This window comes from Alicyclobacillus sp. ALC3, assembly GCF_028751195.1.
In the GTDB taxonomy this organism is placed as follows: domain Bacteria; phylum Bacillota; class Bacilli; order Alicyclobacillales; family Alicyclobacillaceae; genus Alicyclobacillus_L.
In genome coordinates this window covers 4711893-4725319 of sequence record NZ_CP066784.1, presented here as the reverse complement: position 1 = coordinate 4725319, position 13427 = coordinate 4711893, and the positions used below count along the sequence as shown (strand labels likewise).

Below are 13427 nucleotides of genomic sequence, written 5' to 3'. Positions count from 1 at the left end.
GCGCCGCTCAGCGCAGGGCCGGTTGCAGCCCTGTTGCTCTCGTCACACGCTCTGTACCCTGTTGCGCAGTGTTCGTCACGCTCTCCAGTAGCCCACCAAGGACTGGTTGCAAGTCTGCCTGTTCGGCCACGCCGAACATGTCCGCGAACCACTCCACCTCGTCAACACCCTCCGAAACACCTGCCCGCTCCTTCATGTACTGCACAGGCTCTCGCAGCAACTGGTTCACGATGCTCATAGCGTGTTTTCGAATCAGCTTCCTCTCGCGCTCTGAGAGGTCCGGAAGTTTTCGCTCCAAGCTCGCCATTACGCGTTCGTGAATGTCCTCTCCGCGCGCGCGAACGGCCGCGATCACTGGTACTACGCGCTGTTCTGCGAGCCACTCTACGAACGACGACAGCCCGTCCTGAATCATCGACTCGACGAGAGCAGCCTGACGCAATCGTTCAGCCTGGTTGGCCGCTACGACGCCTTCCAAATCATCAATATCATAAAGGAAGACATTCCGTACCGAACCTGCTTCGGGATCGATGTCGCGCGGCACCGCGATGTCGACCAACAACAAAGGTCTCGTGCCGCGTCCTTGAGCAGCCTGTTCAACCATCACACGGGAGAGTACAATCTGCTTCGAACTAGTCGATGAGATCACGATATCAGCCGCCGTGAGTTCGCCTGACAAGGAACTCCAGGGAACTGAAGAACCCCCAAACTGTTGCGCAAGTGCCTCAGCGCGCGCCAGTGAACGGTTAACCACGTGGACATCGGTCATCCCATGTTCATACAAGTACTGTGTCGTGAGTTGACTCATCTTACCAGCACCTACGACCAAAACGCGACGCCCTGTCAGTTCGCCGAACACTTTGCGCGCAAGTTGCACCGCAGCATAGCTGACGGATACGGCATTTTGTCCGATTGTTGTCTCTGTGTGAGCACGTTTCCCGAGGTGAATCGATGTCCTAAACAACTGATTCAATATCAGCCCAGTGGCCCCATGTTCGTGGGCCAGCGAAAACGCATCGCGAACTTGACCCAGGATCTGTGTCTCCCCCACCACCATCGAGTCAAGACCCGACGAGACTTTCATGAGGTGGCGAACCACTTCTTCACCTTGCAACGTGAGCGTGTGTGCTCGGATGTTTTCTTCGGAAAGACCAGCCCGACGCGCTAAATACTTCAGCAAATAGTCCTCGGCTGAGTCCCGTGTCGTCACAACTGTGTAAATTTCGGTGCGGTTACAAGTCGACAGCACAACACTCTCGTAGACTGTGCGCAAATCGCGCAACTGTCCATAAACAGACGCGAGGTCATCCTCAACGATGCTGACGCGTTCACGCAACTCGACGGAAGCTGTACGATGGTTCATACCTACCATAATCAAGTGCATCCGCGTCACCACCTCCTGTCAGAGTGTGTCAGTCTAGAACCAAACCTATTGTACCACGCCTGACAAGTCCGACTGTCGATGCGTGTCACCGAAACGGTGAAGTCATCGTGAACGATTACGCCTCGGGGGACATCGGCCGCAATGTGTCAAGGTCTGCCTCGATTACGGTCCACAAGTCTTCGATCCCGGCTCCGTTCCCACTGGATACTGGCATGACCGCATATGGCGTCTTCAGCACCTGTGCAATGCGCGACACGGAGCGCTGGTGTTGCCCACGCGACAGCTTGTCCGATTTCGTCACCACCACGCACAAAGGCACGCCGAGTTGCATTAACTCGGCGTGCATCGAGCAATCATTCACCGTCGGGTCATGGCGAATATCAATCAAGTGCATGACCCGCGCCAAAGGCTGTCTGTGTTCAAGGTAAGTTGCAATCATCTTGGTGAATCCAGCCCGCTCGGCTTTGCTCACAGAGGCGTAGCCATACCCGGGCAAATCAGCGAAGCGAAATTGGTCGTTGACACGAAAGAAATTAATCTGCTGCGTCTTCCCTGGGGTTGCCGACACACGAGCAATGGACTTGCGCCCAAGCAGTTTGTTCAACAGTGACGACTTCCCAACATTGCTACGCCCAATAAACGCGAACTCCGGCAAACCGTCATCAGGCCACTGGTCTGGGCGAACAGCACTCAGTTCAAAAGCTACTTGTCGAATGATCACTGATGTGTGCGCTCCTCAAGGTACCCCTCTTGTACGATTGCGGGAAACGACTCCGGGTCTTCTTCGAACAGTGGGTTAGCCTCATCGTTGCCAGGCAAGAGGGCCGCGCGCAAGACTTCATCCATGTGATGCACAGGGACGAACTGCAGGGCGCTCCGGACTGATTCCGGAATCTCCGCGACGTCGCGTTCATTACCGTCTGGAATTACAATCGTTTCAATGCCTGCACGGTGTGCAGCCAGTGACTTTTCCTTGAGACCGCCAATCGGCAACACACGCCCGCGCAGAGTGACTTCTCCCGTCATTGCCACCACCCGTGATACCGGCCTGTTGGTCAACGCCGACGCAATCGCTGTAGCCATCGTGATGCCTGCCGACGGACCGTCTTTCGGAATCGCGCCTTCTGGTACGTGAATATGGATATCGACGCGTTCTGCAAAGTCCTGCGGGATGGAAAGTTCCCGGGACCGCGACCTCACGTAGGAGAGAGCGGTCTGCGCGCTCTCCTTCATCACGTCACCGAGTTGTCCCGTCAAAACCAACTTGCCTTTGCCAGGCACGATTGACACTTCAACCAACAGCGTATCGCCCCCGCTTTCCGTCCACGCCAAACCGTTCACGACGCCAATTTGATCACGTTCGTCGATTTCACCGTACCGGTAAATCGGTGCGCCGAGAAAGTCTGTCAGCACTGACTCTGTTACGCGCACGCGTTTACCCGCTTCCGATGCGATGATGCGCGCTGTCTTTCGACAGATGGATGCCATCAGACGATCCAACTGCCGCACGCCAGCTTCGCGCGAGTAGAGGCGAATCACCCGCAGCAACACGTCGTCTGAGATGCGCAGTTTGTCTCCAGTCAACGCATGCTTCTCGCGCTGTTTTGGGAGCAAGTGGCGTTTCGCAATCTCGAGTTTTTCCACTTCCGTGTACCCGGACAAGTGAATGACTTCCATGCGATCGCGAAGTGGGCCGGGGATTTCGTAAACATTGTTCGCTGTGGTAATGAACAACACATCCGATAAGTCAAACGGAATCTCCACATAGTGGTCAGAGAACGTCGCATTCTGCTCCGGGTCGAGGACTTCAAGCATCGCAGATGACGGGTCACCGCGAAAATCGGACGCCATCTTGTCAATCTCGTCAAGCAGGAACACGGGATTCTTGACTCCAGCTTGTTTCATCCCCTGCAAGATTCGGCCGGGCAACGCGCCAATGTAAGTGCGGCGATGTCCACGGATTTCGGCTTCATCGCGCACGCCGCCGAGGGAAACCCGAACAAAGGGACGGTTGAGCGATTTCGCGATTGACTTGGACAGTGACGTTTTCCCCACCCCGGGCGGTCCAGCCAAGCAGATAATGGGACCAGTCTGACGCGAGGCAAGCTTTTGCACTGCCAAAAACTCGAGAATTCGTTCTTTGATCTTCTCCAGACCGAAGTGGTCTTCATCGAGAATTTTTTCGGCTTTCTTGAGATTGACAGTCGATTTGGCCTGTTCTGTCCAAGGCAATGCCAGCAACCAATCGATATACGTGCGGGCGACAGTGCCCTCGGCAGATGCTGCAGGTATCCGCTCGAGTCGGTCAATCTCTTTGTCAACGCGCTCGCGCACGGTTGCCGGCAGTTTTTTCCGTTCAAGTTGTGCCCGCAGTTCTTCGACTTCCGTCGTCCTGCCTTCCCGATCGCCAAGTTCTTTCTGGATCGCCTTCATCTGCTCGCGTAAGTAGTACTCACGCTGCGTACGCTCCATCTGCTTGCGCACGCGCTGGTGAATTTTTCGCTCTAACTCGAGCACCTCACGCTCATCCGCGAGCGTTTGCAGGAGCCGTTCTAGTCGGGCTCGGATGTCGAAAGCTTCGAGAATAGACTGCTTTTGCTTGATCTTTAGCGGCAGGTGGGAAGCAACAGCATCCGCCAAACGGCCAGGGTGCTCAATATCCAGAACAGAGGCGTACGTCTCTTGATCCACTTTTTTGGAAAGTTTGACGTACTGTTCGAACTGCTGCAGGACAGAGCGGATAAGTGCTTGGAGTTCAGTAGATGCTGTCGTTTCCGGGTCAGGATGGTGCTCGACTTCAACTTCAAACCAGCCCTCGGAGCGAACGAAGCGAACAATGCGGGCCCGCTCGACACCCTCTACGAGTACGCGGAAGATACCATTTGGAAGCTTCATCATCTGTTTGACACGAGCAACGGTACCGACTTTGTACAAATCAGACTCCACGGGTTCATCAATCTGTACATCTTCCTGAGATGTCAACAGAATCAAGTGCTCTTGTACCATGGCCTGCTCAAGCGCCTTGATCGACTTATCGCGACCTACGTCAAAATGCAAAACCATGTATGGATATAAAAACAATCCACGAAGGGGTAGCAGCGGATACACATCTTGATTTGTTGAATCGTTTGCGGTCAGTGTCCCCACCCCCATGTTTCATTCCAGTTCCAGCGACTGGATGTAGGTTAATTGTACAAAAAGACCTGGGGAAAGTCTAATCGACCCCCCAGGTCAAAAACTTGGCCACGGCCCTTGCGAACATTAAGGGGCCGGCGGTGCAGCACTCACTGAGGCGGAGGGGACGACGAGTGAAGAGTTGTGATTGGTCAGTTCTCCTTCCATCCCCCCGACAAGAGACAGTTTCAGGACATCTTCGAACCGTTCGACGGGTACAATGCGAGGCGTACCGTCAGCTCGGAATGTTTCCTGCCAGTTCTCCTTTGGGATGATCACGACTTCTGCCCCGGCCTCCGCAGCGGCAGCGATTTTCGCCGGCACCCCGCCAACAGGTTTGACCAGTCCACGCAAAGACAGTTCTCCGGTCATCGCCACCTTATTTTGGACGGGAACGCCCGTAATGGCTGAGTATACGGCAGTGGCCATGGCGATACCAGCGCTCGGTCCGTCTACAGGCATGCCCCCCGGAAAGTTGACGTGCAAGTCATAATCCGCAATTTCAATCCCGAAGTTCTTGACTAGCGAGGTCAAGACGTTGTCCAGTGATCCTTTTGCCATGGACTTACGCCGCATGCTGCGGTCCCGCAAACGGACAGTCTCTTCCTCAACCAGACCTGTGATTGTCACGGTTCCTTTTCTCTTCTGTGCGGGCTTAGAAGACACTTCGACTTCCAGCACAACTCCTTGCGACGGCCCGTACACGGCCAGTCCGTTTACAACCCCAACTTGCGGGAGGAGCGGCAAATCCTTGGATGGTCGCGGCGAGATCTGACTAAATTGTATCACCCACTGAACGTCTTCGAGCGTGATGTCGCTGCGCTGCTCAGACAACGCTAGCCCACCCGCAATCTGAACAATGTTTACGGAGTCGCGACCGTTTGTCGCATACTTCGTGATTTCAGACACAGCCCGAGCCGCGATTGGCATGCCTAGTTTCGCTGCCGCCTTGGTCGCGATTAAGTGGATCTCGTTTGCGCTCAAGGGCTTGAAGAAAATCTCCATGCACCGCGAACGGATTGCCGGCGGAATGTCCTCCGGCGAACGCGTCGTGGCACCGACTAAGCGGAAATCAGCTGGAAGTCCGTTGGAAAAAATGTCGTGCACATGCGGCGGAATTGAGGTGTCTTCGGAACTGTAGTACGCGCTGTCGAGAAACACCTTGCGGTCTTCCAAGACCTTCAGCAGTTTGTTCATTTGAATCGGGTGCAATTCACCGATTTCATCGATAAACAAAACACCACCGTGTGCCTTGGTCACTGCTCCCGGCTTCGGCTGGGGGATGCCAGCAACACCCATGGCTCCAGCGCCCTGATAGATGGGGTCATGAACCGACCCAATCAGCGGGTCCGCAATCCCGCGTTCGTCGAAACGCGCGGTCGTGGCATCTAGTTCAACGAACTTGGCATCTGGTTGGAACGGAGATGCCGAATTTGCTTTCGCTTCTTCCAAAATCACTCGTGCAGCAGCGGTTTTCCCGATACCGGGAGGGCCGTAAATTAAAACGTGCTGCGGATTGGGTCCGCAAATAGCGGCTCGCAGTGCTTTCAGCCCGTCCTTTTGACCGACAATGTCATCTAGCGATGCCGGGCGTGTGCGTTCTGAGAGTGGCTCACTTAACGAAATGCTGCGCATTCTGCGCAACTTGTCCAGTTCCTTGCGTGACTCCTTTTCAATTGCGTTGCGGTTGTTGTGCTGGGTTTTCAGCAAGTTCCAGAAGTATAGACCAATCACCACTGCAAAGAACACCTGGATGACGGCTAGTATCGTCGCGCTCAACACGACCCCTCCCTGTGCAGCCATTATCAGGTTCAGTATGTCCACGACGATTTATCGATAAACCACCTGAGTCTTGTCGTGAAAGCCGTTTCGAGTTGATGAACACACTCCCCATATATGGTAGGCAGGGTGTATAATTGAATGATAGAGGACGGTGATACAGGTGAAAGCACCATACTTCAGAGAGTTTGCCACCGACAGCCGCCCCCTTCTTATTGCGGCAGTGTTCGCAGTCGACTTGGCTGCCTGGGCCGCACATTACCGCAACTGGATGTGGCTCGTCGTGTTGGCAGGTTTGGCATTTTTCTATATCATTGAGTACTTTATTCATCGGTACATTTTGCACGGGTTGATGCGAAGGATACTGCCCAAGGCTTACGAGGGTCACGTGCATCACCACATCACTCCGACACAGATGAAGTATCTCCTGACGCCAAACGTCTACAACTTGCCTGGATATATCGCGATTTGGCTCGCCACTTGGGCCGTCACAGGGCGAGTGACAACAACGGCGGCGTTTGTCTGTGGCGTGTGCCTTGCACAATTAAATTACGAATGGACTCATTTTGTCTCCCATCGGCCCATTGTCCCGCGTACGGCTGTAGGACGCTGGATGAAGAAATTTCATCTGTTACACCACTACATGAACGAGAACTACTGGTTTGGTGTGACCCATCCGGCGATGGACATGTTGTTCCACACTGCACCAGACAAACACAAAGTAGAGCACGTCGCACCACCGAGCGAGCAGTTACCTTAATGAGTTCTATTTATGCGCCAAAACCACCCACACAGACAGGCCAAAAACCTCCTGCCGCACAGCGGCAGGAGGTTTTATCACCCAATTTTATCGAAACAGGTTCAAGCAGTCTCTTCGGACTTGCGAATGACCTTGGTCGCCTTGCCATCCTTACCGAGCAGAAGCGGGCCTTGTTCGCGGTTCGCAGCTTCTTCAGTGATGATACACTTCTTAACGTCTTCCCGAGACGGCAGTTCATACATCACTTCAAGCATGATGGACTCAATTATCGCACGCAGTCCACGCGCACCAGTCCCGCGCTTGATGGCCTCTCGTGCAATGGCATTGAGCGCCCCCTCATGGAACTCCAGCGTTACGCCATCCATCTCCAAAAGCTTCTGGAACTGCTTCACCAGTGCGTTTTTTGGCTCGAGCAAGATGCGACGCAGTGCCTCTTCATCGAGAGCTTCCAATGTCGTCACGACCGGCAGGCGGCCAATGAACTCAGGGATCAACCCGAATTTCAACAGGTCTTCCGGCAACACCTTGCCCAGAGTGTTGCTTGACCCAGTCTCAGTCACTGCAGCCCCACCGGCCCCAAAGCCAATCACCTTGCGACCGAGTCGACGTTTGATGATGGTTTCCACACCGTCGAACGCACCGCCACAGATAAACAGGATATTCGTGGTGTCAATCTGAATAAACTCCTGGTGCGGGTGTTTGCGCCCACCTTGCGGCGGCACGCTAGCGACCGTACCCTCGAGAATCTTCAGCAGTGCCTGTTGAACACCTTCACCGGAGACATCCCGGGTAATTGACGGATTTTCGGACTTACGCGCAATTTTGTCGATCTCGTCAATGTAGATAATCCCGCGTTCAGCCTTTTCAACATCGTAGTCCGACGCTTGAATCAACTTCAACAGAATATTTTCCACATCTTCACCGACGTAACCTGCTTCTGTCAGTGACGTCGCATCTGCGATGGCGAACGGCACGTTGAGGATACGCGCAAGCGTTTGCGCCAACAGTGTTTTACCGCTACCTGTCGGTCCAATCAACATAATGTTGCTCTTGGCAATTTCAACATCTTCGTTCTTTTGCCGACCGGCGTTGATGCGCTTGTAGTGGTTGTATACTGCAACAGACAGCGATTTTTTCGCGTTTTCCTGTCCAATCACGTACTGGTCAAGGATTCCCTTAATCTCGGTAGGTTTCGGAACATCCTTCAGTTCGAACTCTTCGTCTTCTCCAAGCTGTTCCTCTACAATCTCATTGCACAGCTCAATACACTCGTCACAGATGTAAACGCCGGGTCCGGCGACCAACTTCCGCACCTGTTCTTGCGTCTTCCCGCAGAATGAACACTTCAGCTGTCCCTTTTCCTCGTTGAACTTGAACATGTGGTCCCCTCCTTAAACCGAGGTTGGCCGCTTGTTGGGCCACACAGAGCGGTGCAACTTACTGTGGTGTCGCGTGGATGATAACGTCGTCAATCAGACCATATTCCTTCGCCTCTGCAGCGGACAGGAAATTGTCACGGTCGGTGTCTCGCTCCACTTTTTCGAGCGGTTGACCCGTTCGCTCTGAGAGAATTCCGTTCAACTTTTCCTTTGTTTTCAAGATCCAGTCAGCGTGGATCTTGATGTCAGAAGCTTGACCCTGAACGCCACCAAGTGGCTGGTGAATCATTATTTCGCTGTTCGGCAAAGCATAGCGCTTGCCCTTCTCGCCTGCGGCCAGCAAAAACGCCCCCATACTTGCGGCTAGGCCGACACACATGGTGGATACAGCTGGCTTGATGTGTTGCATGGTATCGTAAATGGCAAACCCAGCCGTTACAGATCCGCCTGGGCTGTTGATGTAAAGCTGGATGTCGCGTTCCGGATCGTCAGCGGCGAGAAACAACAGCTGTGCCACAATCGAATTGGCCACGTAGTCATCGATTGGTGTCCCGAGTAAAATGATTCGGTCGCGAAGCAGTCGAGAGTAAATATCGTAGGAGCGTTCCCCACGGGATGTTTGTTCGATGACGATCGGTGTCAAGCTCACAGAATTCCCTCCCCGCTCTCGGTTTGGCTGTTTGAGAAAACAAGGCACGGTACCGTGCCTTGTTCGCTCAGCCGTTGGTTCTATTTGATATTGTACACGAACTCAGACCAACTTGCCATGTTCCACAAGGAACGAAACTGTCTTTTTCGTGCGGATTTCTGAACGGAAGCTCTCTAGGTTAGGATCACGCAATGACAGCATTTGCTGAATGCGGTCCACCGGCAGACCAGCAGATTCCGAGATTTTTTCAAGCTCTGCCGCGACATCTTCCTCAGTCGCGTCCAGACTTTCGGCTTTTGCGACAGCATCGAGGACCAAGCCTGTACGAACTGCCTGAGCAGCAGCTTCACGGAAGCGATCGCGAAGCTCCGCTTGTGTCATCCCGGTAAACTCAAGGTACTCGTCCAGCGGAATTTGTTGCATCTGCAACTGCTGCGCGAAGTCGCTCACACGATGATCAATTTCGTGATCGACCATCACATCTGGGATTTCGACTGTTGCATTGTCAGATGCTTTTTCCACAGCTTGGTCTTCCAGGTAGTGCTCGTGGTCGTGCTTCATCTGCTCTCCGAGTTTCTTCTTGACATCCTCGACAAACTCGTCCACGGTCTGGAACTCTGAAATTTCCTGTACAAAGTCGTCGTCCAAATCGCGCACCGACTTACGTTTGATGTCATGAAGCAGGACATGGAACCTTGCCCCTTGGGCAGCAAGGGATTTCACATGGTAGTCTTCCGGGAATGTGATGTCAATATCCCGCTCTGCTCCCACCTTCAGACCGATGAGTTGCTCTTCGAAACCGGCCACAAACATCCCCGAGCCAATTTCCAACTGGAAGTTCTCGGCCTCTCCACCTTCAAACGGCTCTCCATTGACGGTTCCCGTAAAATCAATGGTAACCTGGTCACCGTTCTCAACCTCGCCGTCTTCCACGGCGTTAATCTCTGCATGACTCTCACGAATTCGGTCGATCTCTTCTTGCACCGCTTCATCCGTGACTTCGAAAGGCTTGTCTTCTATTTCGACGCCCTTATATTCACCCAGTTGCACTTCAGGGCGCACTGTAACGGTTGCTTTAAATATGAACGGTTTGCCGGATTCGACCTGAACGACGTCGACAGATGGCTGCGCAACCGGCTCAATTCCGGATTCATCAACCGCCTGCTCGTACGCTTCCGGCAATAGAGCGTCTACGGCATCCTGGTAAAGGGACTCTATGCCAAACCGCTGTTCAAACATCTTGCGTGGCACTTTACCTTTGCGAAATCCCGGAATGGATACCTGTTTTACTACCTTCTTAAATGCCGCGTCCAGAGCCTGCGCAAAGCGTTCGCTGTCAACTTCGACTTCGAGTACGCCTACATTGGCGGACGTCTTCTCCCATTTCACCGTCATCCACGCGTTCCTCCCTAACTCATTCCTGCCACGCAGCCTCACTGGAGCGCTGCGATCTGGGCATAGCTTTCCCAGACTGACCGTTGTCTGTTTTGCAGTGTATCACACTGAGTGGTGCCTTGCCAGAAATGAAACTTCTGCGGCGCGAGCCACAGCTCTGTGACGCACAAAGGAGACGACCATCTGGCGCAGTCGCCCCCTTCGCATCACCGTGGCGTCTCAGGAGGGATTCGAACCCCCGACCCACAGCTTAGAAGGCTGGTCCTGAGGCGGTCTACGGTGCACTATTTTAGCGCAAATCGTTGGGAAATCAACGGTTTGCGCTTCTCTTCTTTAGCTACGTTGATCAGGTTTTATCAGCCTTGATCAGCTTTTCGTTCCCAATCCGTTCCCAACGCCACTCCCAAACAAAAAGCCCCCGCATCAGCGAGGGCTGCCAGATCGGCTACCCATTCAGTGATGCGGTGTGCGGTTGCGCCTTTTTCACGAAGAAGGACATGATTCCCGGCACGATGAGAAGGATACCCGGGAGAATGTAGAAGTACGACACGCAGATGATGCCTGCGACCCCCGCGACTAGCATGAGGATAGCGGCTACTTTGGGCTTACTGCCAACCATGATTGCTCCCACCAAGCCAACGACAGAAGCCAACAACGCTCCCACTCCCAAAGCACCGACTCCACTCGTGGCACTTGAATGAAATGCGTGGCCTAACCCGCCCACGAACATCGCAAACAGGCCTGCGAGGATCCCAAAAATGGCCCCAATAATGCCTAACACCATTGATGCTGTCTTCAATACGTTCCCTCCCTTAGAAAATGAATACATATCCGAGTCTACTATACAACTTTTTTGACGTGGAGAATATTCTTACATCTCACTTCAACGACTCGCGCCTGCGTGCCGTCAACAACTGTGCGGCGGCCTTTGTCGACTCCTCGAAATGTTGCCGCACATACTCGTCAAGGATGCGCCCGATGAGTTGCTCAACCTGCTCACGCAGCTCCCACGACGCGAGGCCTTCCCCGTCGGCCAGGTACGACACTTCCTCCACCAACATCTGCAGCCTCCTGTACGTCACGCGCGGTACATCTACCGCCGGGTCTCGCCAACCCATTGCACAGTCCCCCGTTTCAATGAGTAGGGTGAACGTGGCACGAATCCAGGCGCCGCGATGTCGAGCAACCGTTCCCGACGCGCGCACTGCGTGATGAGCACGCCGACCACCGGCGCAAGCGGCTTCGCAAACGCAAACGCGATGGCGTCAAACTCCCACCAGTCGTCACGGGTGACACGCAACTTGAGACGCTCCACGCGCTCGCTCGGGTGCGGCATCAGCTCGCGGATATCGTCCGGCTTGTTCTGCCCGATCCACATCGTGTTGCCGCGCTCGTAGTCGCGCCAGAAGTACGGTGCCAGTGTGTTGAGTGTCGGCACGTCGTGCGATGCTGTGACGCCCATCAGGCGCGCCGCTTTGCCGTCGGATGTGCGCAGGTACCGCGCCACGTCGTGGACAACCTCCCGCACCCACGGCGACACCTGGCACAACACCTGGACCTGCTTGTCGCTTCTGCCCCGATTCAAGTTGTCACCCCCAAAATCGAGAATTAAGTCAGGGAGTCGCTACCAGGCTACCGCGTTAGGCCTCTCCCCCACCTCGGGACAGGCGCACGGAACTGGACGAGCTGCGCCGGGTACCTGAGCGACGCTTGCCTCCATCTTTAGAGTCAAATATCGCACCCACGACAGTCTGCAACTCAGACACCATCAGCACGATCTCCTGTTGCGTTGCTGACATCGGAAGTGAAGCTGCTTTCTCTGCAATTCTGTCTGTCAGAAACGCGGCGAAGCGGCCTTCTAACATGTCGAAACACCTCCATCGAAGTGATGGTTCAGGTGTATGCTGTCGATACTTGTCATTATGCGTTTACGTGGAGGAATTTCGTACTCAGTAGAGAAATGAATACGCGGTGATGATGATGACGATTCGACCACGTCTTAAGGCGATACTCGAAGAGAACGGCACTAAGCAACGCTGGCTATGTGAAAAGACTGGCCTAGACAAAAATGCGGTGAGTCGCTTGGTGCTAGGATGGTCCCTCCCGACGCTTCCAAACGCCTACAAAATCGCGCGTGCTTTGGGTAAGAGTGTGGAGGAAATTTGGGTTTGGGAGGATGATGGCGAGTGAAGTTATCTCAAACGCGGTTTGTTGTGCTGGATACAGAAACGACAGGCCTTAATCCGGACGTAGACAGAGTGGTCGACGTTGCTCTTGTCGAACTTTTAGACGGTCGGATAGAGACCATTTATGAGTCGCTTGTGAATCCAGAGAGGGTGATACCACCCGAGGCTTCTGCTGTGCATCACATAACATACAAGCACGTTAAAGATGCACATCCTTGGACAAAGGTGCAGGGAGACGTCGAATGGGGCACCGAGGGCGCAATCATCGCGGCTCATAATGCCAAATTCGACAGGGGGTTCGTACCGTTGGCTAACCCGTGGCTGTGCACTTATCGACTAGCCAAACATCTGTGGCCGGAGTTGGCACATCATTCGAATCAGTACCTGCGTTACTATTTCGGTCTGGATATCGAGGACGTGAGCGTGCATCGGGCGCAAGGAGACGCCTTCGTTACGGCGCATGTGTTGCGGTTCGAAATCGCGGAGTATCTTAGGAGGGGTGCACCGGACGACGCGGATGCCCTAGTGGCATTCTCAAGCTCCCCGATCCCGGTGAATACGATGCCGTTCGGAAAACACCGAGGTGTGCCACTCAAGGATGTTCCTAAGTCCTACTTGGAATGGGCGCTCGGCAATCTAGCCGACCTGGACGACGACCTAAAATGGAGCATGGAAACAGTTCTAGGCGCGAAAGTCGGAGCCTGACTAACGCAACAACAAG

The 13427-nt window shown here is 54.0% G+C and carries 14 protein-coding genes; 3 read left to right on the top strand and 11 right to left on the bottom strand.

The genetic code is table 11. The annotated features are described in order from the left end of the window. Positions 1-7: 7 nt before the first annotated feature. The 4 genes from hemA to lonB all read right to left on the bottom strand — a co-directional run bounded on the left by hemA (position 8) and on the right by lonB (position 6361). Positions 8-1384, bottom strand: coding sequence for a glutamyl-tRNA reductase (gene hemA / locus JC200_RS22355; RefSeq protein ID WP_274433937.1), 1377 nt, complete (start codon positions 1382-1384; stop codon positions 8-10). Between the two features lie 115 nt (positions 1385-1499). Continuing rightward, positions 1500-2105: a ribosome biogenesis GTP-binding protein YihA/YsxC gene (yihA, locus tag JC200_RS22350; protein ID WP_274433935.1), complete on the bottom strand. Its 606-nt coding sequence runs from the start codon at positions 2103-2105 to the stop codon at positions 1500-1502. Further along, positions 2102-4537 (bottom strand): endopeptidase La, encoded by a 2436-nt coding sequence (lon, locus tag JC200_RS22345; protein ID WP_274433934.1) that lies wholly within the window; start codon positions 4535-4537, stop codon positions 2102-2104. The genes yihA and lon overlap by 4 nt, the downstream gene beginning before the upstream one ends. A 108-nt stretch (positions 4538-4645) precedes the next feature. Then, positions 4646-6361 carry an ATP-dependent protease LonB gene (gene lonB, locus JC200_RS22340; RefSeq protein ID WP_274436630.1) on the bottom strand — a complete coding sequence of 572 codons (1716 nt, stop codon included), beginning with the start codon at positions 6359-6361 and terminating at the stop codon, positions 4646-4648. A gap of 139 nt (positions 6362-6500) precedes the next feature. Here lonB and JC200_RS22335 point away from each other — a divergent pair, with 139 nt between their 5' ends. Further along, positions 6501-7097 carry a sterol desaturase family protein gene (locus JC200_RS22335; protein WP_274433933.1) on the top strand — a complete coding sequence of 199 codons (597 nt, stop codon included), beginning with the start codon at positions 6501-6503 and terminating at the stop codon, positions 7095-7097. Between the two features lie 101 nt (positions 7098-7198). Here the strand turns inward: JC200_RS22335 and clpX are convergent, their stop codons facing one another. The 7 genes from clpX to JC200_RS22300 form a co-directional block, all read right to left on the bottom strand. Then, positions 7199-8476 (bottom strand): ATP-dependent Clp protease ATP-binding subunit ClpX, encoded by a 1278-nt coding sequence (gene clpX / locus JC200_RS22330; RefSeq protein WP_274433932.1) that lies wholly within the window; start codon positions 8474-8476, stop codon positions 7199-7201. Positions 8477-8534: 58 nt separating this feature from the next. Then, positions 8535-9125, bottom strand: coding sequence for an ATP-dependent Clp endopeptidase proteolytic subunit ClpP (clpP, locus tag JC200_RS22325; protein ID WP_274433931.1), 591 nt, complete (start codon positions 9123-9125; stop codon positions 8535-8537). 102 nt (positions 9126-9227) lie between these two features. Further along, the gene (gene tig, locus JC200_RS22320; protein ID WP_274433930.1) at positions 9228-10520 is read right to left on the bottom strand and encodes a trigger factor; all 1293 of its coding nucleotides are present in this window, start codon (positions 10518-10520) and stop codon (positions 9228-9230) included. Between the two features lie 445 nt (positions 10521-10965). Continuing rightward, entirely contained in the window at positions 10966-11319 is a 354-nt protein-coding gene (locus JC200_RS22315; protein ID WP_274433929.1) for a DUF4064 domain-containing protein, read from the bottom strand. A 79-nt stretch (positions 11320-11398) separates the two neighbouring features. Beyond that, positions 11399-11638 (bottom strand): hypothetical protein, encoded by a 240-nt coding sequence (locus tag JC200_RS22310; RefSeq protein WP_274433928.1) that lies wholly within the window; start codon positions 11636-11638, stop codon positions 11399-11401. Beyond that, positions 11614-12105: a hypothetical protein gene (locus JC200_RS22305; protein WP_274433927.1), complete on the bottom strand. Its 492-nt coding sequence runs from the start codon at positions 12103-12105 to the stop codon at positions 11614-11616. Before JC200_RS22305 ends, JC200_RS22310 begins: the two co-directional genes overlap by 25 nt. A gap of 55 nt (positions 12106-12160) precedes the next feature. Beyond that, positions 12161-12385 (bottom strand): hypothetical protein, encoded by a 225-nt coding sequence (locus JC200_RS22300; protein WP_274433926.1) that lies wholly within the window; start codon positions 12383-12385, stop codon positions 12161-12163. A gap of 115 nt (positions 12386-12500) precedes the next feature. Between JC200_RS22300 and JC200_RS22295 the strand changes: the two genes are divergently transcribed. Together JC200_RS22295 and JC200_RS22290 are read left to right on the top strand one after the other, a co-directional pair. Beyond that, entirely contained in the window at positions 12501-12710 is a 210-nt protein-coding gene (locus JC200_RS22295) for a helix-turn-helix transcriptional regulator (protein WP_274433925.1), read from the top strand. After that, positions 12707-13411, top strand: coding sequence for a putative quorum-sensing-regulated virulence factor (locus JC200_RS22290; RefSeq protein WP_274433924.1), 705 nt, complete (start codon positions 12707-12709; stop codon positions 13409-13411). The genes JC200_RS22295 and JC200_RS22290 overlap by 4 nt, the downstream gene beginning before the upstream one ends. Positions 13412-13427 lie beyond the last annotated feature (16 nt).